Origin of the sequence: Mesorhizobium sp. AR07, assembly GCF_024746815.1 — a bacterium.
Taxonomy (GTDB): domain Bacteria; phylum Pseudomonadota; class Alphaproteobacteria; order Rhizobiales; family Rhizobiaceae; genus Mesorhizobium.
Genome location: NZ_CP080525.1, coordinates 1,107,869 through 1,132,308, shown reverse-complemented (window position 1 = coordinate 1,132,308; position 24,440 = coordinate 1,107,869). Strand labels below are relative to the sequence as shown.

At 62.8% G+C, this 24,440-nt stretch carries 20 protein-coding genes and 2 pseudogenes; 13 read left to right on the top strand and 9 right to left on the bottom strand.

The window, feature by feature from the left end:
* Position 1: 1 nt before the first annotated feature.
* The 5 genes from BPNPMPFG_RS05935 to BPNPMPFG_RS05915 all read right to left on the bottom strand — a co-directional run bounded on the left by BPNPMPFG_RS05935 (position 2) and on the right by BPNPMPFG_RS05915 (position 3,990).
* Positions 2 to 883 carry a cytochrome b/b6 domain-containing protein gene (locus BPNPMPFG_RS05935; protein WP_258593916.1) on the bottom strand — a complete coding sequence of 294 codons (882 nt, stop codon included), beginning with the start codon at positions 881 to 883 and terminating at the stop codon, positions 2 to 4.
* Positions 884 to 980: 97 nt separating this feature from the next.
* The gene (locus tag BPNPMPFG_RS05930; protein WP_258593914.1) at positions 981 to 1,658 is read right to left on the bottom strand and encodes a DUF1345 domain-containing protein; all 678 of its coding nucleotides are present in this window, start codon (positions 1,656 to 1,658) and stop codon (positions 981 to 983) included.
* A gap of 31 nt (positions 1,659 to 1,689) precedes the next feature.
* Positions 1,690 to 2,157 (bottom strand): YaiI/YqxD family protein, encoded by a 468-nt coding sequence (locus BPNPMPFG_RS05925; protein WP_258593913.1) that lies wholly within the window; start codon positions 2,155 to 2,157, stop codon positions 1,690 to 1,692.
* A gap of 68 nt (positions 2,158 to 2,225) precedes the next feature.
* Positions 2,226 to 2,795 (bottom strand): S-(hydroxymethyl)glutathione synthase, encoded by a 570-nt coding sequence (gfa, locus tag BPNPMPFG_RS05920; protein WP_183460057.1) that lies wholly within the window; start codon positions 2,793 to 2,795, stop codon positions 2,226 to 2,228.
* A gap of 67 nt (positions 2,796 to 2,862) precedes the next feature.
* Positions 2,863 to 3,990 carry an S-(hydroxymethyl)glutathione dehydrogenase/class III alcohol dehydrogenase gene (locus BPNPMPFG_RS05915; protein ID WP_258593910.1) on the bottom strand — a complete coding sequence of 376 codons (1,128 nt, stop codon included), beginning with the start codon at positions 3,988 to 3,990 and terminating at the stop codon, positions 2,863 to 2,865.
* A 211-nt stretch (positions 3,991 to 4,201) separates the two neighbouring features.
* Here BPNPMPFG_RS05915 and BPNPMPFG_RS05910 point away from each other — a divergent pair, with 211 nt between their 5' ends.
* The 5 genes and pseudogenes from BPNPMPFG_RS05910 (at position 4,202) to BPNPMPFG_RS05890 (ending at position 11,932) form a co-directional block, all read left to right on the top strand.
* Positions 4,202 to 6,214: an acetyl-CoA carboxylase biotin carboxylase subunit gene (locus BPNPMPFG_RS05910; RefSeq protein WP_258593908.1), complete on the top strand. Its 2,013-nt coding sequence runs from the start codon at positions 4,202 to 4,204 to the stop codon at positions 6,212 to 6,214.
* Positions 6,215 to 6,473: 259 nt separating this feature from the next.
* Positions 6,474 to 10,002: pseudogene (gene dnaE / locus BPNPMPFG_RS05905) on the top strand (DNA polymerase III subunit alpha).
* A gap of 149 nt (positions 10,003 to 10,151) precedes the next feature.
* A pseudogene (locus BPNPMPFG_RS05900) lies at positions 10,152 to 10,485 on the top strand (VOC family protein).
* Positions 10,486 to 10,652: 167 nt separating this feature from the next.
* Positions 10,653 to 11,051: a nuclear transport factor 2 family protein gene (locus tag BPNPMPFG_RS05895; RefSeq protein ID WP_258593907.1), complete on the top strand. Its 399-nt coding sequence runs from the start codon at positions 10,653 to 10,655 to the stop codon at positions 11,049 to 11,051.
* Positions 11,052 to 11,128: 77 nt separating this feature from the next.
* Positions 11,129 to 11,932, top strand: coding sequence for a potassium channel family protein (locus tag BPNPMPFG_RS05890; RefSeq protein ID WP_258593906.1), 804 nt, complete (start codon positions 11,129 to 11,131; stop codon positions 11,930 to 11,932).
* A gap of 9 nt (positions 11,933 to 11,941) precedes the next feature.
* On the opposite strand, the gene BPNPMPFG_RS05885 is transcribed toward BPNPMPFG_RS05890, so the two are convergent.
* Complete coding sequence (locus BPNPMPFG_RS05885; RefSeq protein WP_258593904.1) at positions 11,942 to 12,823, bottom strand: DMT family transporter; 882 nt, start codon at positions 12,821 to 12,823, stop codon at positions 11,942 to 11,944.
* 193 nt (positions 12,824 to 13,016) lie between these two features.
* Between BPNPMPFG_RS05885 and BPNPMPFG_RS05880 the strand changes: the two genes are divergently transcribed.
* Positions 13,017 to 13,523, top strand: coding sequence for a hypothetical protein (locus BPNPMPFG_RS05880; protein ID WP_258597071.1), 507 nt, complete (start codon positions 13,017 to 13,019; stop codon positions 13,521 to 13,523).
* A 173-nt stretch (positions 13,524 to 13,696) separates the two neighbouring features.
* Here the strand turns inward: BPNPMPFG_RS05880 and BPNPMPFG_RS05875 are convergent, their stop codons facing one another.
* Complete coding sequence (locus BPNPMPFG_RS05875; protein WP_258593902.1) at positions 13,697 to 15,025, bottom strand: DNA polymerase IV; 1,329 nt, start codon at positions 15,023 to 15,025, stop codon at positions 13,697 to 13,699.
* A 65-nt stretch (positions 15,026 to 15,090) separates the two neighbouring features.
* On the opposite strand from BPNPMPFG_RS05875, the gene BPNPMPFG_RS05870 reads away from it, so the two are divergent.
* Together BPNPMPFG_RS05870 and BPNPMPFG_RS05865 are read left to right on the top strand one after the other, a co-directional pair.
* On the top strand, positions 15,091 to 15,666 hold the full coding sequence (locus BPNPMPFG_RS05870; protein WP_258593900.1) for a GNAT family N-acetyltransferase: 576 nt from the start codon (positions 15,091 to 15,093) through the stop codon (positions 15,664 to 15,666).
* Between the two features lie 186 nt (positions 15,667 to 15,852).
* Complete coding sequence (locus BPNPMPFG_RS05865) at positions 15,853 to 17,388, top strand: hypothetical protein (RefSeq protein WP_258593898.1); 1,536 nt, start codon at positions 15,853 to 15,855, stop codon at positions 17,386 to 17,388.
* A 10-nt stretch (positions 17,389 to 17,398) separates the two neighbouring features.
* On the opposite strand, the gene BPNPMPFG_RS05860 is transcribed toward BPNPMPFG_RS05865, so the two are convergent.
* Positions 17,399 to 18,052, bottom strand: a complete 654-nt coding sequence (locus BPNPMPFG_RS05860) for a hypothetical protein (RefSeq protein WP_258593896.1) — start codon at positions 18,050 to 18,052, stop codon at positions 17,399 to 17,401.
* Entirely contained in the window at positions 18,049 to 18,348 is a 300-nt protein-coding gene (locus BPNPMPFG_RS05855) for a DUF3572 domain-containing protein (RefSeq protein ID WP_258593894.1), read from the bottom strand. The genes BPNPMPFG_RS05860 and BPNPMPFG_RS05855 overlap by 4 nt, the downstream gene beginning before the upstream one ends.
* Before the next feature lie 224 nt (positions 18,349 to 18,572).
* Between BPNPMPFG_RS05855 and BPNPMPFG_RS05850 the strand changes: the two genes are divergently transcribed.
* The 5 genes from BPNPMPFG_RS05850 (at position 18,573) to BPNPMPFG_RS05830 (ending at position 24,437) form a co-directional block, all read left to right on the top strand.
* Complete coding sequence (locus tag BPNPMPFG_RS05850; RefSeq protein WP_126041709.1) at positions 18,573 to 18,944, top strand: response regulator; 372 nt, start codon at positions 18,573 to 18,575, stop codon at positions 18,942 to 18,944.
* Positions 18,945 to 18,977: 33 nt separating this feature from the next.
* Entirely contained in the window at positions 18,978 to 20,351 is a 1,374-nt protein-coding gene (locus tag BPNPMPFG_RS05845; protein ID WP_258593891.1) for a PleD family two-component system response regulator, read from the top strand.
* 609 nt (positions 20,352 to 20,960) lie between these two features.
* Entirely contained in the window at positions 20,961 to 22,391 is a 1,431-nt protein-coding gene (locus tag BPNPMPFG_RS05840; RefSeq protein ID WP_258593888.1) for an FAD-dependent monooxygenase, read from the top strand.
* Between the two features lie 127 nt (positions 22,392 to 22,518).
* Entirely contained in the window at positions 22,519 to 23,253 is a 735-nt protein-coding gene (locus tag BPNPMPFG_RS05835; protein WP_258593885.1) for a FadR/GntR family transcriptional regulator, read from the top strand.
* On the top strand, positions 23,250 to 24,437 hold the full coding sequence (locus BPNPMPFG_RS05830) for a PLP-dependent transferase (protein ID WP_258593884.1): 1,188 nt from the start codon (positions 23,250 to 23,252) through the stop codon (positions 24,435 to 24,437). Before BPNPMPFG_RS05835 ends, BPNPMPFG_RS05830 begins: the two co-directional genes overlap by 4 nt.
* Positions 24,438 to 24,440 lie beyond the last annotated feature (3 nt).

Sequence of the window (24,440 nt, the reverse complement as noted above, 5' to 3'; positions counted from 1 at the left end):
GTCACGCACTCCTCTCGGTGGTTTTGTCGTCCTGCGCGGGAGGATCGGTGCGGTACCAGCCGGTGATGATGGAGCGCAGTTCGTTGATCGGGCCGGCGGCCAGGATCATCAGGATATGGACGATGAAGAAGGCGACGAGCAGAACCATGACGGTGAAATGGATGGTGCGCGCCGTCTGCCTGCCACCGAGCAGGTCGTTGAGGAACGGCAGCACCGAGTTCATGCTGGGCGACATGGCAAGACCGGTGATGATCATCAGCGGCAGCAGCACGAACAGCACGCCGCCATAGGCCATCTTCTGCAAGGTGTTGTATTTGCCTGTGTGGTGGAACTTGAGCTTGGCGTGGTCGATGATGTCCTGCGGCAGGCGCTTGAGATCGTCGAGGCGCGGCGCGAGATCGCGGCGCAGGTGGCCGTTGACCAGGCTGGCGACCAACCAGACGATCAAGGTCGTGGTCAGTATCCAGGCAAAGAAGAAATGAATGACGCGGGCTGTGCCGAGGTCATAGTAGGACGGGATGGTGGCCCAGGACGGAAAGCCGCGCGCCGTTTCGTTGCCGGCCGGACCCGACCAGCCGAGCACGCCCGTCGTGTTGAAGCGATGCCCAAGGATTTCGGTATAACCGCGCGGACCGGCATCGGTGTTCTCGGCGCCGATGGCGAAAGCGGTGTTGTTGTAGCCGAAGCCCGACTGTTTGCCGATATAGAGCTGCGGGCGGGCGTTGAAGATCTGCAGGCCGGAAAGCAGCATGAAAAACAGCGAGATGGCCCAGAGCCAGTGTGTCAGCCGCGTCCAGCGCGACTGCCGGTAGATCAGCGTTTTGTCGCTCGCGGCGGGAGCGCCTGGTCCCGCTGTGGATTGGCTTCTGGCAACCGATTCCATCTTGTCTCGTCTCCCGGCCCGGCGACTTGGCCTGCGCGTTCATTGTCCTCCTGATACGTTGCGATCCAAACCGATGTTTCATCCGATCACGGATTTATTACGGGCCGCCCAGGGTGACGGCGAGATTGACGGCGGCGGCGACGATGACCGTGTTGAAGAAGAACGACAGGATGGAGTGTACAAGCACGACACAACGCATATGCGTCGTCGAGATGTTGGTGTCGGCGGTCTGCGCGGTCATGCCGATGACCGCCGAGAAGTAGAGGAAATCCCAGCCTTCCGGCCGCTTGTCGCCTGGGAACAGCAGCCCGCCGACCGGGATTTTTGTCTTGGTCTCGGCGTCGACCGCATCGCCGTCCATCCAGTAGACATGGGCATAATGGAGCGCTGCCATGGCATGGATGGTGAACCAGCCGAGCGGGATCGACAGCAGCGCGAAGGCGAGCTCCATGGGATGGCCTTTGTCCTTCTGATTGATCAGCAGGAACAAAGAGATAACGGCAACGCCGACGACCACGAGCGTGACGGCGAAGATGACCAGCACAGGCTGATCGGTGGCGCGCGCATTCTTGCTCAGATATTTGCCGGTGAACTTTGGCATCTGGGCGACGACAAGAATGACGTAAGCGGCAAAGAACGCGTTGGCGCCGATCGAATAGGCGAGCGGGGCGTGCAGCAGCAACGCCACGACAAGCGCCGCAGCGCCGAAGCAGGCCGACACCGCGAACAGCATGTGGCGCTGCATGGGTTTCTTCGTCGGGGTTTCGGCAGCCATGGCGGTTCCAACCTTGGATGGCGCTCGGTTTCTAGTCCGGTGTGGCGGATTTCAAGGCGCGCCGCAAGATGCGGTCCAGTTCGCCGAGAAACCGCGAACGATCCTGCGGCGCGAAGCTGGCATTGTAGCCCTTGCTTTCACCGGTCTCGCGCAGATGCTGCTTGAGATCACGCATCGCCACCGCCATGCCGATCGTTTCCGGCGTGAACGGGCGCCCGGTCGGCCCGAGCACATGGGCGCCGAGCGCCACTGTGCGGGCGGCTAGCGGAATGTCGGCGGTGATCACGATGTCGTTGGGTTTCGCATTGTCGACGATCCAGTCGTCGGCGGCGTCGGCGCCCTTGGACACCACGACGTTGCGGATCATCGGATCGCGCGATGGCCGCAGGCCGCCATTGGAGACGTAGGTGACGACGACGCCATGGCGCTCGGCGACCTTTTCGACCTCGGCCTTGACCGGGCAGGCGTCGGCGTCGACTAGAATTGACGGTGCGGGCATCGTGGCGTTCCAATAAATATGGGGCCGGGCGATTGCGTCCGGCCCCATGGATATAATCCGATCCGTTGCTAAGCCGGCAAGGCGCCGGACTTCTTCGCGGTCCAGGTGGCGATATAGTCCATCAGGCCGGGATTGAGGCAGTCATAGGGCTCCAGGCCGATCGTCTTCAGCCGCGCACGGATGCCGTCCATCCGCTTGGGATCGACGCCGGATTCGATGATCGACGAGACGAAGGCGGTGAAGCCCGGCGGCGACCAGCCGTCCTCGACGAAGCGCTCGGGATGGATGAAGGACAGACCCTTGAACGGATGGTCGCGCTCGACCGGCCCGTGCATGTGGACACCGCAGCCGGTGCAGGCATGGCGTTGGATCAGTGCTGAGGGGTCGACCACCTTGAGCTTGTCGCCATTCTCGGTGACGGTGACATCGCCGGTGCCGGCCACGGCAACGACCGAGAACACCGCGCCCTCGGGCTTCCAGCATTTGGTGCAGCCGCAGGCGTGGTTGTGGGCGATCTGGCCCTTGACCTTCACCTTGACCGGCTTGCTGGTGCAGGCGCAAACGAGCGTGCCGCCGGCAAAGCTCGCGCTTTCCTTGGGCAGCCCATTGTCGATTTTCGGATGCAGTTTTTCCGCCATTCTTTTCTCCTCCCAGTTGTGAACCACAGAGGTCGCAGGCCGGTTGGTCGGCGGCTTGTGGTCGTCTTCAGTAAACCACGACACTCCTGATCGACTTGCCCTCATGCATGAGGTCAAAGCCCTTGTTGATGTCTTCGAGCTTCAGCGTGTGGGTGATCATCGGGTCGATCTCGATCTTGCCGTCCATATACCAGTCGACGATCTTCGGCACGTCGGTGCGGCCGCGCGCCCCGCCAAAGGCGGTGCCCATCCAGGTGCGCCCGGTGACCAGCTGGAACGGCCGCGTCGAGATCTCCTGGCCGGCGCCGGCAACGCCGATGACGACGGACTTGCCCCAGCCGCGGTGCGAGGCTTCCAGCGCCTGCCGCATCACCTTGGTGTTGCCGGTGCAGTCGAAGGTGTAGTCGGCGCCGCCGATCTGGTCGGCGCCGCGCTTGGTCATGTTGACCAGATGCGGCACGACATCGCCGTCGATCTCCTTCGGGTTGACGAAATGCGTCATGCCGAACTTTTCGCCCCAGGCCTTCTTGTCGTTGTTGAGGTCGACGCCGATGATCATGTCGGCGCCGGCAAGCCGCAGGCCCTGGATGACATTGAGGCCGATGCCGCCGAGGCCGAAGACCACGGCGGTGGCGCCGATCTCGACCTTGGCGGTGTTGATCACCGCACCGATGCCGGTCGTCACCCCGCAGCCGATGTAGCAGATCTTGTCGAAGGGGGCGTCGGGATTGACCTTGGCCAGCGCGATCTCGGGCAGCACGGTGAAGTTCGAGAAGGTCGAGCAGCCCATATAGTGAAAGATCTTGTCCTTGCCGATGGAGAAGCGCGACGAACCATCCGGCATCAGGCCCTGGCCCTGGGTGGCGCGGATCGCGGTGCACAGATTGGTCTTGCGCGACAGGCAGGACGGGCACTGCCGGCATTCGGGCGTATAGAGCGGGATGACATGGTCGCCCTTCTTGACCGAGGTGACGCCCTTGCCGACATCGACGACGACGCCGGCACCTTCATGGCCGAGGATCGCCGGAAACAGGCCTTCGGGATCAGCACCCGACAGCGTGAATTCGTCGGTATGGCAGATGCCGGTCGCCTTGATCTCGACCAGCACCTCGCCATCGCGTGGACCGTCGAGGTCGACCTCCATGATCTCCAGCGGCTTTCCGGCGGCGACAGCGACTGCGGCGCGGGTTTTCATCGGGCGATTCCTCCAAGGGCGATTTTTGGGGCGATTTTTGCGCAAGCTTTCAGGTTTTGTCCTGGCGATCAACCGCTAGCTGGTTCCAGGCTTGGGCCAGTGCGGAGAATTCTGATCCCAAATCGATTGAAGGGTTGCAATTGTTGCGGCCGGCTTGACCGCGCTGGCACAGGCCATAAAAGGAACGGCCGACCCGAGGGATGCTATCCGCATGTTCACCAAGATCCTGATTGCCAATCGCGGCGAGATTGCCTGCCGTGTCATCAGGACGGCGCGCAAGATGGGCATCGCCACGGTCGCCGTCTATTCCGATGCCGATCGCGATGCCGTGCATGTCGAGATGGCCGACGAGGCGGTGCATATAGGGCCTTCGCCTGCCGCGCAGAGCTATCTCGTGCCTGAAAAGATCATCGCTGCCTGCAAGGCGACGGGTGCTCAGGCCGTGCATCCCGGTTACGGGTTCCTGTCCGAGCGGGCGGCCTTCTGCGAGGCGCTGGAAGCGGAAGGCATCGTCTTCATCGGCCCGAAACCCAAGGCCATCAAGGCGATGGGCGACAAGATCGAATCGAAGAAATTCGCCAATGCAGCGAAGGTCTCGACGGTGCCCGGCTGGCTCGGCGTCATCGAGAATGCCGACCATGCCGAAAAGATCGCCGGCGAGATCGGCTATCCCGTGATGATCAAGGCGTCAGCCGGCGGCGGCGGCAAGGGCATGCGCATCGCCTGGAGCCAGTCGGAAGTGCGCGACGGTTTCGACCGGGCGCGCTCGGAAGCCAAGAGCTCGTTCGGCGACGACCGCGTCTTCATCGAGAAATTCGTCGTCGACCCGCGCCATATCGAGATCCAGGTGCTGGCCGACGCGCATGGCAATACGCTCTATCTGGGCGAGCGCGAATGCTCGATCCAGCGCCGCAACCAGAAGGTCGCCGAGGAGGCGCCGTCGCCGTTCCTCGATGCCAGGACGCGCAAGGCCATGGGCGAGCAGTCGGTGGCGCTGGCCAAAGCGGTCGACTATCAGAGCGCCGGCACGGTGGAATTCATCGTCGACAGGGAGAAAAACTTCTATTTCCTTGAAATGAATACACGATTGCAGGTCGAGCATCCGGTAACGGAACTCGTCACCGGCATCGATCTGGTCGAGCAGATGATCCGTGTTGCGGCCGGTGAAAAGCTTGCTTTGAAGCAAAGCGATATCAAGCTGAACGGCTGGGCGGTGGAAAGCCGGCTCTATGCCGAGGATCCCTACCGCAATTTCCTGCCCTCGATCGGCCGGCTGACGCGTTACCGGCCGCCGGAGGAAGGACAGTTCGGCGACATCGTCATCCGCAACGACACCGGCGTCACCGAAGGCTCCGAAATTTCGATGTTCTACGATCCGATGCTCGCCAAGCTGTGCACCTGGGCGCCGACTCGGCTCGAGGCAATCGACGCCATGTCGGAAGCGCTCGACGGTTTCGTGGTCGACGGTATCGAGCACAACATCCCGTTCCTTGCGGCCCTGATGCAGCATCCGCGCTGGCGGGAAGGGCGGATATCGACCGGTTTCATCGCCGAGGAATATCCCGACGGCTTCGCGCCAATCGTGCCGAACAGCGAAGAGAAAGCCGTGCTGGCGTCGATCGCGACCGCGGTGGAACTGCTGCGCCGCGACCGGCTCGACCGGCTGGGCGGGCGGCTGGCGCCGCATTCGGGAGCGCTGAAGCGCGACTGGGTGGTGAAGATCGGCGAAGACTATCTGTCGGCGTCCATTCTCGAAGGCATGATTTCCATCCCGATGGAAATCGATCTGTCGATCGAGGGCGGCAAGGCGCTGACCGTTTCATCCGACTGGCGGCCAGGCGACCTGATCTGGCGCGGCACGGTCGGCACGCGCAAGGTCGCCGCCCAGGTCAGGCCGGTCGCCAATGGCTTTCGCATCGCCTGGAAAGGCATGTCGGTGACCGCGCGCGCCATGCTGCCGCGCATCGCCGAACTGGAAAGGCTGATGCCGGAGAAGGTGGCGCCGGACACGTCGAAACTGCTGCTTTGCCCGATGCCTGGCCTTGTCGTGTCGATTGCCGTTGTCGAAGGCCAGGAGGTCAAGGCCGGCGAGACGCTGGCCGTGGTCGAGGCGATGAAGATGGAAAACGTCCTGCGTGCCGACCGCGACCTCGTCGTGGCGAAACTCAACGCCAAGCCGGGCGACAGTCTGGCGGTGGATGCAGTGATCATGGAATTCGCCTGAAGGTCTGTTGAGATTCAGGTGAGGCCGGCCTGCAAATGGCGGCTTCCTGCGCTTCCGGTGCTCACGTACGAAAAGTACGCTCCGCTCCGGTTCTCGGAACCCACCATTTTCGGCTCGGCCTGACCTGAATCTCAACAGACCTTAGCTTGGTAGTCGCGGCAAGCCTGTGGTCAGCGTTGGTTTGTGCTGGACTGGTATCGCCCTGTCCCGGACAATACATCTCCATCGACTCAAGTCCTCCGGGCAGCGCGAAAAAACCATGGCAGACGACAGACTTCCACGCGATCCCCTGAAGCGCGAAGCCGCGATAGCGGCCGCGCGGTCGGAGGCGCCGACACGGCCCTTCGTCCATCTGCGCGTGCATTCGGCCTATTCGCTGCTGGAAGGCGCCTTGCAGATCGGCAAGGTGGTGGCTCACGCCGTCAAGGACGAAGCCCCGGCCATTGCCGTCACCGACACCAACAATCTGTTCGGCGCGCTGGAATTCGCGCAGAAGGCGGTGAAGGACGGCATCCAGCCGATCATCGGCTGCCAGATCGCGCTCGCCTTTTCCGGCGAGAACAGCGATGGCCAGCGTGATCGCAGGCGGCAAGGTCCGGATATGCGGCCGGTCGTCCTGCTCGCCGCGACCGAAGCCGGCTATTCCAACCTGGTCAGGCTGGTCAGCCGCGTCTATCTGGAAACACCGCCCGGCGAGGCGGTGCACCTGACCACTGAAATGATGATGGGTGTTTTGTGACGGGCTGATCTGCCTCAGCGGCGGACCGCGCGGCCCGATCGGCATTGCGCTCAAGGAAGATCGCCGCGATCTTGCCGAGACGCGGCTTTTGACCCTCAAGACGATGTTCGGTGACCGGCTCTATGTCGAACTGGACCGGGTTTCGGGCTATGATCGCGTGATCGAGAAATCCTCGATCGATCTCGCTTATGCCCATGAACTGCCGCTGGTCGCCACCAACGAGGCGTTCTTCTCGGCGCGCGACGATTATGACGCGCATGACGCGCTGATCGCCATCGCCGAGGGCTCGGTCGTTGCCGCCGACAATCGCCGCCGGCTGACACCGGACAATTTCCTGCGCAGCCAGGCCGATATGGCCAGGCTGTTCGCCGACCTGCCCGAAGCGATCGACAACACGGTCGAGATCGCGTTGCGATGTTCCTACTATCCAAGGAATCGCAACCCGATCCTGCCGCGCTTCACCGGCGGCGACGTCGCCGACAATGACGCCGCCGTGCAGGCGGAAGCCGACGAACTGGCCCGCCAGGCGCATGAGGGGCTCGACGCGCGGTTGGCGGCGCACGGCCCGACATCAGGCTACACGGTCGAGCAATATCGCGAGCGGTTGAATTTCGAGCTCGGCATCATCACCAAGATGAAGTTTCCCGGCTATTTCCTGATCGTTGCCGACTTCATCAAATGGGCCAAGGCGCAAGGCATTCCGGTCGGGCCGGGCCGTGGTTCGGGCGCCGGATCGCTGGTCGCCTATTCGACGACCATCACCGACATCGACCCGTTGCGCTTCTCGCTGCTGTTTGAGCGCTTCCTGAACCCCGATCGCGTGTCGATGCCCGACTTCGACATCGACTTCTGCCAGGATCGCCGCGAGGAGGTGATCCGCTACGTCCAGCAGAAATACGGCCGCGACCAGGTCGGCCAGATCATCACCTTCGGTACGCTGCAGGCCCGCGCCGTGCTGCGCGACGTCGGCCGCGTGCTGCAGATGCCCTATGGCCAGGTCGACAAGCTCTCCAAGATGGTGCCGCAGAACCCGGCCAACCCGGTCAAGCTCGCCGACGCCATCGCCAACGAGCCGCGCTTTGCCGAAGAGGCCGAGAGGGAGCCGATCGTCCAGACGCTGCTCGACATGGCGCAGAAGCTTGAGGGCCTCTACCGCCACGCCTCGACCCACGCCGCTGGCATCGTCATCGGCGACCGGCCGCTGTCGGAGCTGGTGCCGATGTACCGCGATCCGCGTTCGGACATGCCGGTCACCCAGTTCAACATGAAATATGTCGAGCAGGCCGGGCTGGTAAAGTTCGACTTCCTCGGCCTGAAAACGCTGACCGTGCTGGAGACGGCGGTGAAACTGATCCGCCGGCGCGGCATCGAGATCGACCTGGCGACGATCCCGCTCGACGATCCCGAGACCTACGCCATGCTGTCGCGCGGTGAAGTGGTCGGCGTGTTCCAGGTGGAAAGCGCCGGCATGCGCAAGGCGCTGATCGGCATGCGGCCCGACTGTATCGAGGACATCATCGCGCTGGTGGCGCTGTACCGGCCGGGACCGATGGAGAACATCCCGACCTACAACGCCAGAAAGCATGGCGAGGAGGAGATGGCGTCGATCCATCCCAAGATCGACCATCTGGTCAAGGAGACGCAAGGCGTCATCGTTTACCAGGAGCAGGTGATGCAGATCGCGCAGGAGCTTGCCGGCTATTCGCTCGGCGAAGCCGACCTGCTGCGCCGCGCCATGGGCAAGAAGATCCGCGCCGAGATGGACAAGCAGCGCGAGCGCTTCGTCTCGGGCGCGGTCGAGCGCGGCGTCGGCAAGCCGCAAGCCGACTTCATCTTCGATCTGCTGGCCAAGTTCGCCGACTATGGTTTCAACAAGTCGCATGCCGCCGCCTACGCGGTGGTCTCCTACCAGACCGCCTATCTCAAGGCGCATTATCCGGTCGAGTTCCTGGCGGCGTCGATGACGCTCGACATGGGCAACACCGACAAGCTCGCCGATTTCCGCCAGGACGCGCTGCGCCTCCGCATCGAGGTTCTGGCGCCGTCGGTGACATCAAGTTTTCGGCCGTTCGAAGTCGGTGAGAACCGCATCTACTATTCGCTGGCGGCGCTGAAGGGCGTCGGCGACGCGGCGGTCGAGCATATCGTTGCCCAGCGCGGCGAAAAGCCGTTCAAGAACCTCGCCGATTTCTGCGAGCGGGTCGATCCCAAGATTGTCGGCAAGCGTGTCTTCGAAAGCCTGATCATGGCCGGTGCGCTCGACTGCTTCGGCCACGACCGCGCTTCCATGATGGCGGGAGTGGAACGCATGATGGGGCTGGCGTCACTGGCGCAGCAGAACGCGGTCTCCGGCCAGCACGACATCTTCGGCGCCTCGCTCGGCGCCCAGTCGCAGGCGCTCAATCTGCCGGCGACGGACCCGTGGCTTGCCGCCGACCGGCTGCACCGCGAATTCCAGATCGTCGGCTTCTATCTCTCCGCCCATCCGCTCGACGAGTACAAGGCGGCCTTGCAGAAGATGCGGGTGCAGAGCTGGGCCGAGTTTTCGGCGGCCGTAAAACGAGGCGCCGCCGCCGGCCGGCTTGCCGGAACCGTCACCAGCAAGCAGGAGCGCAAGACGCGCACCGGCAACAAGATGGGCGTCGTCGCCTTTTCCGATACGTCCGGCCAGTATGAAGCCGTGCTGTTTTCGGAAGGACTGGCACAGTATCGCGATTTGCTGGAGGCCGGCCGCTCCGTGGTCATCACCGTGGCGGCTGAGGACAGGCCGGAAGGTGTCAATCTGCGCATCAACTCGGTACAGTCGTTGGAGGACGAGGCAAGCCGCATCCAGAAAGCGCTCCGCATTTTCGTGCGCAACGCGGCGCCGCTCGGCACTCTGGCTGGCCAGTTGAGCGTCAGAGGCGAGGGCCAGGTCAGCTTCGTGCTGATCAAGGAAGATGGCGACGGGGAAATCGAGATCGAGCTGCCCAATCGCTACCGGATTTCGCCGCAGATTGCCTCGGCGATGCGCGCGGTGCCGGGCGTGGTCGAAGTGGAACTTGTTTAGCTCAGGCGGACCCGTTTCGCAGGTGAGGAAAACCGTCTATAGCTTTGATCCCGTGAGCACTGTCTCATCGAACCGATAATCGGGACCGGAATTGCTGGCATGGCACCGTCCATGGAGCAGGCGCGGTTTCCCATGTCTTCGAGGTTACGATGATCGACGCAAATTCTGTCCGTTTCGGCCGCATCGCCGCTACGCTGCCTGTCAGGAATATGCAAAGGGCCACCGCCTTCTATTGCGAGGTGCTCGGCTTTTCCAAGATGTTCGAGAATGGCGATCCGGTCGGCTTCGCGATCCTGAAGCGCGGTCCGCTTCAACGTCGCGCACATGATGGTTGAAAACGTCAACGCCTTGCACCATGTCTGCAAGGCACACGGCCTTCGCATCGTCAAAGGCTTGCGCGACCATGACTACGGCTTGCGCGCTTTCGTCTTCGAGGATCCCGACGGCAATCGCATCGACGTCGGCCAGCGCATCGCGGACTGAGATGGCGCTGGGCCTGACATCGTGGCCGATAGGGCCAGGGTGCCGGGCATGGTTGAAGTGGGGCTGGTTTGCACCACATGCGGTAGGCACGTTCGAAAGAGTTCGTCCTCCCAGCCATAACCAGAGCCGCAGCCGTGCTGCTGCAGCGGATAGAGGAATGCGCCACCATGCCCAGCCGCGAACGCGTTGAAGCCTTCCTCAAGGAGGTGGTCGAAGGCAGCCATGTCAAGGCGATCGCCGACTTCTATCATGACGATGCGACCATGCAGGAGAATCTCGGCGTCCCGCGGCGCAGCAGGGAAGCGCTGATGGCGCGCGAGCAATCGGTTCTGGACCGGATCCAGAAGATGCACACGCATCCGGTCCAGACTTTTCTGGTCGACGGCGACAACGTCGCCATCCGCTGGACCTTCGACAAGATCGACAAGGAGGGCGTCGTCCAGCGGCTGGAAGAGGTGGCGCTTCAGGAATGGCGCGGTGACCGGATCGCCAAGGAGCAGTTCTTCTACGACACGGCCACCGCCTGGGGCCTTGTCGGGCCTGACGGCAAGGTGGTGCAAGGCTGAGCGCTTCGGCCATCCCTTGGCCACTCGGCGGTCTAGGCCCACTGGACGGCCTTGGCTATGGACGCTAGGCAATCGTCATGAAAGCGGCTGACAAGGAAGGATTGCAGGAAAATCCAGCGATATCGCGGCTGCGCGACAGACTGCGCAAGCTTTACCACGGGCGCACACCGGCGGCTTTCCGTTTCCAACTGGCGGCTGTCATCATCGACCTCGCCATCATCGCTTTCTTCGTTGCCACACCTGTCCTGCAGCAATCCTCCTCGTTTCTCTGGCTCGACTATGCGGTGGCGGCACTCGTCGCCGCCGACATGATTGCCCGGCTGCTCGCCTCCAACGACATGCTGCGGCTGATGAAGCGGCCGACATCATGGGTCGATGCCTTCATCCTGTTGACGCTGCTGATGCCGACGGCGCTCGCCAATCTCGCTTTTCTGCGCATTCTGCGGCTTTGGTCGCTGTCGCGCAGCGGTTCGCTCTGGCGACATCTCGAGATGCGGGGCCTGCGACCCTGGCGCGAGGCGAGCCAGGCGGTCATCAACCTTTTGACCTTCCTGTTCGTCATCACCGGCTTCGTCTACACGTTCTTCTTCCGGACAGGGACGGGGCTCGAAAACTATATCGACGCGCTTTATTTCACCGTCGCCACGGTGACGACGACCGGCTTCGGCGACATCGTGCTGCCGGGCATGGCCGGCAAGCTGACGTCGATCGTCACCATGATCATCGGCATATCGCTGTTCGTCAGGCTGGTGCAGGCGATCTTTCGGCCGGCCAGGGTGTTTTTTCCATGTCCCCGGTGCGGGCTGCAACGGCACGAACCGGATGCGGTGCACTGCAAGGCCTGCGGGCATATTCTCAACATACCGGACGATGGAAGCTGACCGACAGTGCTACGATGCCGCCACTTCGGCCGGCTTTACCGGCTTTCGCTGCAGATTGAGCAGATTGCCCATCAGGATCAGCAACGCGCCGCCGGCGGTGAAGGCGTCGATCTGCTCGCTGTAGAGCAGCCAGCCGATCAGCGCCGACAGCGGCACGCGCAGGAAATCCATCGGTGAAATGACGGTCGCGTCGGCATAGCCGAGTGCGCGGGCCATGCAGAAATGCGACGACATGCCGGTGAATGCGATCAGCAGGATCCACGGCCACAGCTCCAGCGGCGGGTTGCGCCACTCATAGAGCGCCGGGATAAGGCCGAGTGCCGACTGGATGATCAGCATCCAGAAGATGATGCGCACGACGCTGTCCGTGCGCGTCAGCGATTTGACCAGCACCAGCGATATGCCGAAACAGACGGCCGCACCCAGCACGACCAGATGTCCTGGGTCGACCGCGCCGACACCGGGGCGCACGACGATCACCACGCCGATCAGCCCCAGCACGATCGCCGCAAGCCTTGGCCGGGAGAGCCTTTCGCCAAGAAAAGTCACGGCCAGGATCGCCGTCCAGATCGGTGTGGTGAATTCGATCGAGATCAGCACGGCCAGCGGGATCAGCGTCAGCGCGTAAAGCCAGGCCGCCTGGCCGGTATAGTGGATGACGTTGCGGGCGACATGGGCGACGGGGCGCTGCGTGCGCATGGCTGCGAAGCCGCCACTCATCATCACCAGCGGCAAAAGGATAAAAAAGCCGATCACCGAGCGCAGTTCCAGCACCTGGAAGACGTTGAGCTCGGCTGTCGTGGCGCGGCCGGCTACCGACATCCCCAGGAACGAGGCAATCGACAGCGCCATCCAGAACGCGGCCTTGGGGATGGAAGGGGTAGGTGCCATGCCCGCTATGTCGCAGGCCGGGGCTTTCGCCGCAATCGCTGGCCGCCGTATTCTTTCTGGGCCAGTTGCAAAGGCTGGATGTTGCAAAACAGTCATGCTGGAGGCGGAACCTGATACGCCAAGGGGCGTTGAGTCCCGATATTTTATCCGTACTTCGCGGAGTTGCCTTTCCAACATCGACAAGGAGGGTTTCATGAAACCATTCGCGCAATTCGCGCTTGCTGGCTGTCTGCTGGTTGCGGCAGGCACGGCACATGCCGACGAGACCAAGTTTCTCCAGTCGTTCAATGGCAATTTCGCCGGCAAGGGCACCGTCCAGCTAACCACCGATGTGCCGAACGTTGGTGTAACTTGCAGCTTCAAGTCGAATGCGACTTCAACCTCGCTCTCGCTGGATGGCAATTGCCGCGGTCTCGTTCTGGTAACGCGGGCCATCAGCGCCAACTTGAAGGTCAGTGGCGCGAAGTACAGTGGCATCTATGTCGGGTCTCGCACCGGTCCGGCGCAGCTGAATGGCAGCCGCTCGGGCAACGTGATCAATCTCGGCATCCGCTGGGCCAAGGTGGTCAACGGTGATCGAAAGGCGCGGATGACGGTCGAGAAGAGAGGCGAGAACGGCATCCGGCTGACGGTTATCGACACCGACCCGAAAACCGGCAAGAGCGTGGTGACGAGCAGAATCGATCTGCAGCGCACCTGACTAGGGTATGCTGGTATTCAGATGATGCCGGCCTACGAACGGCGGATTTCTGCGCTTCCGGTGCTCACGTACCTGAAAGTACGCTCCGCTCCGGTTCTCGAAGCCCACCATTCTCGGCTCGGCCTGATCTGAATCTCAACACACCCTATGCTGAGGCAATCCTCAAGACTGACTCAGTCCTCAAGCGGTTCCGGCGGGTGGGCGTCGCGGCCCTTGCCGAACGTATAGCCGGTTTCCACCGCCTTGCGGCCGAACTTGTCGCGCAAGGCATCGATGGCGCCTTCGGCCATGGCGCGCTTGCGCGACTGGACGTCGACCAGGTCGGGCGGGTCGGCCTTGTCGTCGTCGGAGAGGTCGCTGACGCCGATGCCGAGCAGCCGGTATTTCGTGCCATCCGTTTCCTTGCGCAGAAGCTCCACCCCGGTCTGAAAGATGCGATCGGCGAGCCGGGTCGGATCGCCGAGCTGGCGATTGCGGGTGCGCAGCTTGAAATCCTGGGTCTTCAACTTGAGCACCACCGTGCGCCCGGCAATGCGGGATTTCTTCAGCCGTGCCGAGACCTTTTCCGAAAGGCCCCTCAACACCGCGACCAGCTCATCCAGCGAAGCGATGTCGGTGTCGAAGGTGGTTTCGGCCGATACGCTCTTGGCGTCCTGGTCGGGATCGACGCGGCGGACGTCCTCGCCGCGCGAAAGGTGGTAGAGGCGGTCGCCCATGGTGCCGTAACGGCGCATCAGGTCGCCACGATCCATCTGCTGCAGCTGACCGATGGTGCGGATGCCGTCGCGCTCCAGCGTGGCGCTGAACGCCTTGCCGACACCCCAGATCATGGTCACCGGCTGCGCCGCCAGAAAGCCGACCGCCTCGGCCTCGCCGATGACCGAGAAGCCGCGCGGCTTGCGAAAATCGGACGCTATCTTGGCAAGGAACTTGCAGTAGGACAGGCCGGCCGAAACGGTGATGCCGATCTCCTTCTCGACCGCCAGCGCGAATCGCGCCAGCACCACTGCCGGCGGCAGGCCGTGCAGCCGTTCGGTGCCGGCGAGGTCGAGAAACGCCTCGTCGATCGACAGCGGCTCGACCAACGGCGTCAGCGCCTGCATCATGGCGCGCACCTCGCGGCCGACGCGGACATATTTTTCCATGTTCGGGCTGATGACGACCGCCTCGGGACAGGTTTCGAGCGCCTTGAACATCGGCATTGCCGAGCGAACGCCCTGGATGCGGGCGATGTAGCAAGCGGTGGAGACGACGCCGCGCTTGCCGCCGCCGATGATCAGCGGCTTGTCCTTCAGCGCCGGATTGTCGCGCTTTTCGATCGCCGCGTAGAAGGCATCGCAGTCGATATGGGCGAGATGCAGCCGGTAAAGCTCAGGGTGGCGTGCCAGCCGGGGACTGCCGCAGCGTTCGCAGCGGCGCGTCTGGCTGCGCTGAAACGTCAGGCAGTCGCGGCAAAAACCGTGATCGGGATTGTTGACAGGGGCCGCCATCGCTGCGAACATAAAGAGAACAGAAGCAATGGTACGATAGTGCAAGGCCAGCGACAAGGCTGGCCTGGGGAGAACGCATGAGCACGACCATAGCGCCGTTGGCGCCCGAGCTCTGGGCGGATTTCGAGGACCTCTTCGGCAAGCAGGGCGCCTGCTATGGCTGCTGGTGCACGCATTTCCGGATGGCGCCGGCGCTGCGCCGCGAGAGCAACCGCGAACGCAACAAGGACCACATCAAGGCGCGCATCGAAGCTGGCCCGCCGCCGGGCGTGCTGGCATTCGAGGACGGCCAGGCAGTCGGCTGGATGCAGATCGGACCCCGCGCCGACGTGCCCGAATGGAACAATCAGGGCAGGGGTTCCGCACCCGTCGATCCTGCCGACGCCACGGATCCGGCCGTTTGGGCGATCTCCTGCTTCTTCATCCGCACCAGGGCGCGCGGCAGGGGTGTCTCGCATCGCCTGGTCGAAGGCGGTATCGATTTCGCCCGTAGGAACGGTGCCCGGCTGGTCGAGGCCTGTCCGATCGACCTGTCGCGCGATTCGCGTTCGATCGGCCTGTTCGTCGGCTCGTCGCGGGTCTTCGAAAAGGCCGGTTTCGAAAGGCTTGTGGAACGCAAGGCGGGCCGGCCGCTGATGCGGCTGGTGCTTTGATCGAGATTGTCCGCTTGGATGGCTTTGTTGATCGCACCTTGCGGTTGCGGCGGTAATTTCATACCAGACGAACGAAGCGTTCCTTCTAAAGCGCATGCGCTCTAGGTTTTTATTTTTATGCATGTTGTTATCCCAAACCGGGACCCCCTTTTGGGCGATATGCATTAGGTCAAACGGAGAATTCGCGTGAACCGTGTCCTGCCATTCGCTTTCCTTCTTGCGTTGAGCGCGCCTGCTTTCGGCCAGACCGTCGATAGCCAGGGTGCGAAGCAATTGTCGCAAGACCTGTCGCGCTATGTCGGCAAACAGGCGCTCGATAAGGGCATTCTGAAGGTCTCGGTCGAAGGCGGCGCCTACAAGATCGTGTTTGATTTCAAGGCGCTTGCCGGATCATTGCCTGATCGGAAGCTGCTGAAATTCGACGTTCCGCCCTATGCCTTGATCGTGAAGCCGCGCAGCGATGGATCCTGGGATGTCTCGATGGATTTTTCGCAGAGCGCCTCCTTCGAGTTCAACGGCCCCGAGGGTCTGCAGAGCACGCAGTTTTCGATCAAGGACGGCAAGGGTTCGGGCGTCTACGATCCCAATCTTGCGGCCTTCACCAGCGCGACCAGCTCGATGGCCGGCATGACGATGGCATCGAAGGATGCCAAGCAGCACATGGATGTCAGCGCCGGTGCCGGCACCGCGACCATTGCCGCGACCAAGTCCGCGACGGGCGGCGTCGATTTCACGACGTCGCAGAAAGTGTCTGACTTCGTCGAGGCGATCAATTTCGACGATCCCGAGAGCGGGATGAAATTCCCGGTCACCGTCAGATCACCGGAACTGTCGGTCGAGGCCAGCGGCACGGGGGTGCGGACAAGGCCGCTGCTCGATCTCCTGGCATTTGCCGTTGCCAATGAAGACGAGGCGACGTTGAAGGCCAACCAGGCGCAGCTCAAATCGCTTCTGCTCGCCGCGTTGCCGCTTTGGGGGCATGTCGAGGGAACCTACGGTTTCAAGGATTTCGCGGTGGAAAGCCCGGTCGGCAATTTCGGCGCGACGCAACTCAGCACCGCATTCGGGTCCGACGGCGTCGCCCAGAACGGCAAGATCACTTATGCCATCAAAGCTTCCGGGCTGAGCGTGCCGCAACAGCTTCTGCCAAGCTGGAGCGTGGCGCTGCTGCCCACCGATATCGATCTGAACTTCGGCGGCGCCAACATCGATCTCGACAGCATGGCGAAGAAGGCGATCGAAGCCTTTGATCTCAATCAGGATCCGCCGCTGTCGTCTGATTTCGGCGACCAGCTTAAAGCCGACTTCATGGCCAAGACGCCGAAGGTCGTCATCGGCCACAGCAGCGTGAAGAACAAGGACGTGGAGATCGCTCTTGAAGGCGAGATGACGTTCCCCGGCGAGAAGCCCGAGGCAAGCGTGACGGTCGACGTCACCGGCTTCGACAAGATTGTCGAGGGCCTGCAGACGGCGGCAAAGTCGGAACCGGAAGTGGCGCAATATGTGCCCGTCGCTCTCATGGCGAAGGGTTTTGGCAAGACACTGCCCGATGGGCGCATCGAATGGGTCGTCAATGCCAAGGCCGACGGTTCGGTCGTGGTCAACGGCGTCATGGTCAAGCCGGCCGATCCGGCCGTGGACGACAGCGTCGATGATGGTGACGGCGGGGGCGGTGACAGCGGGAACGACAGCGGCGGGGCGGGAGCGAAACTGAACCCTTGAGCGCCAGCCTTTAAAGCCCCAGCGCGCTCGCGATCAGCGGCGCGGCTTCGTGCCAGTCTTGGACGACGACGATGTCGTCCGTCACTGGCGGCAGGAATGCGCGCAGCGAATTGTCGGCCATGAGATGGAAGAGATGCGCATCAGAGACCGAGTTGCGCGCCGAGACCAGATTGGGCGGCTGGTCGTCGACGAAAGCGATCGGCCGACCGTTTTTGCCGCGTAGCTTTGCCAAAGCCGGCCCCTTGGCCATTTCGGTGGTGAGAAGCGGGTAATTCAGCCCGTGCGCATCGAGATGGACGCGACGGGTGGCGCGATGCTTGTGCGGCATCGCCGTCAGCATGACGATCTCGGCGCGGTCACCCAACCCTGCCAGCGCATCCGCGGCGCCGTCGGTGATGCTCTGCCAGTCGGCCTGGGTGTGGAAGAACTCATCGAGTAGCGCGGTGACTTCCGCTTGCTCGACCAGCCGGCCACTCGCCGTCTCGGCAATGTTGCCGGTCAGCCGGAAGGAAGCCAGTGTCAGGCCGAAGCCGCGCGCCTTGAGGAAATGCGGGAAGGGGCGGATGAATTCGAGCACGACGTCGTCGACGTCGAGCACCAGAAGCGGCCGGTCGTCGGCCGCCAGCTCCTCGATCTGGCGCGCGGTTTCGGGATCATCGCTCATATGGAATGCTCATGGTTGTCGTCGCCCGTCGGCAGCGCCCGCAAGGCCTTGCCGACAGCTGCCGGTGGCGTGCCGGTTTCCTCGGCAAAGCGCATCAGCGTCGGCTCGTGGGCGAGAATGAACTGCAGAACGCCAGCCAGGAATCCCGGTTCGCCGGCAGCCTTGCGGATCGAATGGGCCTCGATGCCGGTGATCGCCAGAAAGCGCGGCAACAGCTCCGGATCGGAGGCGACGAAGCCCAGGGCCTTCACGGCAATCGATTCCGCTTCTTCGCGCATTGACGCTGCGTTTGCCATCACTACCTTCGGTGTGTGGAATGAGTCTCTCCCCGCAGTAATGGCAAGAGTTGCTTGCGGCAAGCCATTGGGGCGGCGCCCGAGGTGGAATCCAGACAGCTTTTTGCCCAGCGGATTTCCGTTTCGTCAATCATATTGCCGTAAAGTGAAGCAGGGTTTGGTGCGTCTCGAGATGGACGCATGACGGTCGCCTTCGAGCGGAAGGACGCCGGGACGGGATATCGATGCCGAAGAAGGTCATGATCGTCGAGGACAATGAGCTCAACATGAAGCTCTTTCGGGACCTCATCGAAGCAAGCGGCTACGAGACCGTGCGCACCCGCAACGGCCTGGAGGCGCTCGATCTGGCGCGCCTGCACCGGCCGGATCTCATCCTGATGGATATCCAGCTGCCGGAAGTGTCGGGGCTGGAGGTGACCAAATGGCTGAAGGAGGACGACGATCTGCACGTCATCCCGGTCATCGCGGTGACCGCCTTCGCAATGAAGGGCGACGAGGAGCGCATCCGGCAGGGCGGTTGCGAGGCCTATATCTCGAAGCCGATCTCGGTGCCGCGTTTCATCGAAACCATCAAATCCTATCTGGGCGATGCCTGATGTGCCCTTCCAGCCAAGCCGGAGCCTTGTGAAATGACTGCACGGATCCTCGTCGTCGACGACATCCCTGCCAATGTGCGGCTCCTGGAAGTCCGGCTGCTGGCCGAATATTTCGAAGTGCTGACCGCTACCAACGGGCCTGATGCGATCGAGACCTGCGAGAACGGCAAGGTCGACGTCGTGCTGCTCGATGTGATGATGCCCGACATGGACGGCTTCGAGGTCTGCCGGCGGCTGAAGAGCGACCCGGCGACGTCACATATTCCGGTCGTGATGATCACCGCGCTCGATCAGGTGTCCGACCGCGTACGAGGTCTCGAGGCCGGCGCCGACGACTTCCTGACCAAGCCGGTCAACGACCTGCAGCTGATGACGCGCGTCAAGAGCCTGGTGCGGCTGAAGTCGCTGACCGACGAGTTGCGGCTGCGCGCCTCGACGACGCGCAACATCGGCATCGAGGAGCTTTTGAGCCGCAATTTCGCCTCCGAGGATACGACGCCGAAAGTGCTTCTGATCGACGAGCGCAAATCATCCGTCGAGCGCATCCAGAAGATGCTGCGCGACCGCGCCGACCTCGATGTCACCGGCGATCCGCATGCCGGTTTCTTCCAGGCCGCCGAGACGCCCTATGAATGCGTGATGATCTCGACGGCCTTTGCCGATTTCGATCCGCTCAGGCTTTGTTCGCAGCTGCGTTCGCTCGACCGCACCCGTTTCGTGCCGATCATCCTGCTGGCGGAGGCGGGCGAGGAGGAACGCATCATCCGCGGCCTCGAACTCGGCATCAACGACTATCTGATGCGGCCGATCGACCAGCAGGAGCTGACGGCGCGGTTGCGCACCCAGGTGCGCCGCAAGCGCTACAACGACCAGCTGCGCGCCAGCGTCACCCAGACCATCGAAATGGCGGTGACCGACGGGCTGACCGGACTGCACAACCGCCGCTATCTCGACAGCCATCTGCAGACGCTGTTCGACCGCGCCGTGGCGCGGCGGCGGCCGCTGTCGGTGATGATCACCGACCTCGACCGCTTCAAGTCGATCAACGACGCGCACGGCCATGATGGCGGCGACGAGGTGTTGCGGGAATTCGCGCGACGGCTGCGCAAGAATGTCCGCGGCATCGACCTTGCCTGCCGTTTTGGCGGCGAGGAGTTCGTCGTGGTGATGCCGGACACCGATGGCGTGGTGGCCGAAAAGGTGGCCGAACGCATTCGCGCCGAAATCGCCCAGGCGCCTTTTGCCATCGGTCAGGACGGCAAGACGATCGAGGTCACCGTCAGCGTCGGCGTGTCGTCGGTGCTGAAGGGCGTGGATACGGTGGCGGCGCTGATGAAACGCGCCGATCTCGCGCTCTATGAAGCCAAGAGCGGCGGCCGCAATCGCGTCGTCGCCAAGGCGGCGTAACGGCCCAGGCCCGATTATCCAGTCAACCCGACAGGGTTACCCGTTTACCTTAATCCAAGCGATTCGCGAGCCTTGGTTAAGAAACGGTTGATTTTCATAAGCTCTTGCGCAAGTGTGCAGACCAAGACGAAGCCGGCACGAGGGTAGACAGCCGGCTCGATCCCTAGAAATACCCCATGATGCTCAGGTCCGCCGCATCTCCTGGGTCCGTGGGGTCGGCCGGCCGGCGCTGGCACATAGTGGCCTCCTCGTACCGCTGCCAAACGCCGACCGGCCCCCTTTTTCAAACAGAACATCAGAGCTCCGTGCCAAGGCGCGGAAGACTCTGCGTTTTTGCAATTGAAAATCCGGATCGTTTTTGGGACCGCGACGGCGATAGCCGTACCGTACGCACTGTGATTGCGCGAAAAGCTTGGTCGTGGCAGCCAACGGTAAAGGGGAGAGCACCCCCTCCATTTCATACATATGGCGCACAAGGGGCTTGCGGCAAGACCCGGCTCCTCCCGTAAAACCGCGACCCAGGCCGAAGGTACGGAAACGGGAGTGACGATAATGGGTGCGATTTCAGATCATGCGGTGGTGATCGCCGGAGGCGGTCCGACAGGGCTCATGTTGGCGGGCGAACTCGCGTTGGCGGGCGTCGATGTGGCTATCGTCGAGCGGCGCCACAACCAGGAGCTTGTTGGTTCGCGCGCGGGCGGCCTGCATGCGCGCACCATCGAGGTTCTCGATCAGCGCGGAATCGTCGACCGGTTCCTGTCGCAGGGGCAGGTGACGCCGGCCCTGCGCTTCCACATGGTCCCGCTGGACATCGGCGATTTTCCAACGCGGCACAATTACGTGCTCGGGCTGTGGCAGAACCACATCGAACGCATACTGGCCGACTGGGTCGGCGAACTGGCGGTGCCGATCTATCGCGGACGGGACGTCACCGGCTTCATGCAGGACGACACCGGCGTTGGTGTCGATCTGTCCGACGGCCAACGTCTAGCGGCGCAGTATCTCGTTGGCTGCGACGGAGGACGCAGCGCGATCCGCAAAGCAGCTAATATCGAGTTCGCCGGGTGGGATCCGACGATGAGCTGGATGATCGCCGAGGTCGAGATGTCGGAAGAGCCGGCATCGGGCTTTCGCAACAACGTCTTTGGAATTCATGCGCTGGGCAAGATGGGGAAGGGCGGGACAGTGCGCGTCGTGCTGACCGAGCAGCACCTTCAGACCGGTGGCGAACCCACACTGCACGATCTCAGCGAGGCGCTTGTCGCCGTCTACGGTACCGACTACGGGGTCCACAGTCCAACCTGGATCTCCCGATTTACCGACATGGCGCGGCAGGCAGCGACTTACCGCGACAGACGCGTCCTGTTGGCCGGCGACGCCGCGCACGTCCATGCCCCGGTGGGCGGGCAGGGCCTAAACATCGGTGTGCAGGATGCCGTGAACCTCGGATGGAAGCTGGCCCAGGTGGTCAAGCGGACATCGCCGGAAAGCCTCCTCGATACCTATCACGCCGAGCGCCATCCGGTCGGCGCCCGCGTCCTGCGCAACACGATGGCACAGGTTGCCCTTCGTCGTGTGGATGATCGCACCACGGCCTTGGGCGACACCGTGACCGAATTGCTCGGCATGGACGAGCCTCGCAGGCAAATTGCGGCCGAGATGTCCGGGCTGGGCGTCCACTACGACCTCGGCGAGGGGCATCCACTGCTTGGGCGGCGGATGCCCGACCTCGACCTGTTCACCGCCAAAGGCCCGCAACGGGTCTTCACTCTTCTGCACCATGCCCGGCCGGTCTTGCTCAATCTCAATGGGTCCGGCAACGTTGACATCACGCCATGGGCGGATCGGGTCCAACAGATCGAGGCCACATATTCCGGTCCATGGGAGCTTCCGGTCCTAGGTGCGGTCGCTGCACCGGCCGCCGTGTTGATCCGGCCCGACGGCTATGTGGCCTGGGTGGGGGACACAACCGATCTGGGCCTTGCTGAAGCGCTGATCGCCTGGTTCGGGCCGCCTGCCGCGGTGCCACAGCCACAATGAAGTATCTCGTAACCTATTGAAATGTATCGCGTCGCCGCTCGCGGCGGCGCCGTCTGCTGACAACCTGTTGACAGGAGGTCTTGCATATGCAGAAATTGGTTGGGCCATTGCACCACTTGGAGTATACGTGGACCAGAACAGCCTGCCACCCATTCAGACGACGGCGCGCGATGACGCCGTGCTGAAGGCGTTGGTAGGGTTTGTTCTTGCCGAATCCTTGCAGCCCGGCGAGAGACTGCCAACCGAGCGTATACTGGCGGAGCGGCTGAAGGTCAGCCGCAACACCGTGCGCGAAGCGCTGACGCGCTGGGAAGGGCTTGGTCTGGTCGAGCGCCGGCAAGGCAGCGGCACCTATCTCAAGGCGGCCGTCTCACCTGACATGCTGCATATGCCGCTGACGCTGGCGGGCGGCAATGATTTCACCAGCCTTATGCAGACGCTGGAGATCCGCCGCGCGCTGGAGGCGGAGGCCGCCGCACTCTGCGCCGAACGCGCCAGCCAGGCCGACATCGCCGAAATCGCGCGCAAGCTCGACATCATGGAACAGGCGTTTCGCACGCGCGACGGCATGTCGTCGGAAGAGGATTGGGAGTTCCACCAGGCAATCTATCAGGTCTCGGGCAATCCGCTGTTCGAGCAGATCATCGCCGCCATGCACGAGCTGTTCCATCGCTTCTGGGAGCATCCGCTCGGCGTGCGCGACTTCGGCCATGCCAGCTTTCCCTACCACCGCACCATCTACGAACGCATCGCCGCCCGGGATCCGCAGGGTGCCCGCGCCGAGGCGCTCAAGCTGATCGCCACCGTCGAGGACGATCTGAAGCGTGGTGCAGCCAAACTCAAACTTTCGAGCCAGACATGAACGAGCATCCATCAGGTTTCGATCACGACTATCTCGCCGAGGCGGCAACGCTGCTGGCGCATGACGAGCCATTCCCGGGCGGCGCGGTGGTGCCGCCGATCTACCAGACCTCGCTGTTCACTTTCGCCAACTATGCCGAAATGGCCGACACCTTCGCCGGCAAACGAAAGCAGCCGATCTATTCGCGCGGCGACAATCCGACCGTGATGGAGTTCGAGGCGCGGGTGGCCGCACTCGAGGGCGCGGAAGCCGCGCGCGGCTTTTCCAGCGGCATGGCGGCCATCAGCGCCACGGTGCTTGCCTTTGTCGGCGCCGGTGAACGCATCGTGGCGGTGCGCAACTGCTACGGCGATGCCTACCGGCTGTTCGAACGGCTCTTGCCGCGGCTCAACATCAAGGTCGATTATGTCGATGGCTCAGATCCGGATGCGGTGGCGGCGGCACTTCCCGGCGCCAAGCTGCTTTATCTGGAAAGCCCGACCTCGATGATGTTCGAGCTGCAGGACATCGCGCATCTGACGCGGTTGGCCAGGGAGCAGGGCATCGTCACCACCATCGACAATTCCTGGGCGACGCCGGTGTTTCAGAAGCCGATCGCGCACGGCGTCGACCTGGTGCTGCATTCGGCTTCGAAATATCTCGGCGGTCACAGCGACACGGTTGCCGGCGTCGTGGCGGGCTCCGCCGCCCATATCAAGCATATCAACGAGCAGACCTATTCCTATCTCGGCGGCAAGCTGTCGCCGTTCGAGGCCTGGCTGCTGCTGCGCGGCCTGCGCACGCTGCCGCTGCGCCTGCCGCACCATATGAAGAGCGGCCTGACCATCGCCGAGCGGCTGAAGGCGCATGCCAATGTCGAGCGCGTCAACCATCCCGCCTATTCGAACCATCCGGGCAAGGCGACGCTGGCCGGCTATGCCGGTTTGTTCTCGTTCGAAGTGACGGACGATATCGACATCCCCGTCTTCGTCGACGCGCTGAACTATTTCCGCATCGGCGTCAGCTGGGGCGGGCATGAGAGCCTGGTCGTGCCGGCCAAGGCGTCGCTGGAACAGACGCCGGGACTGAATTCGATGGCGCGCTTCGGCGTCAGCCCCCGAACCATCCGCTTCAATGTCGGATTGGAGAGTGTCGAAGACCTGTGGGCTGATGTGGCCCAAGCCTTCGAAAAAGCCAGAAAATAACAA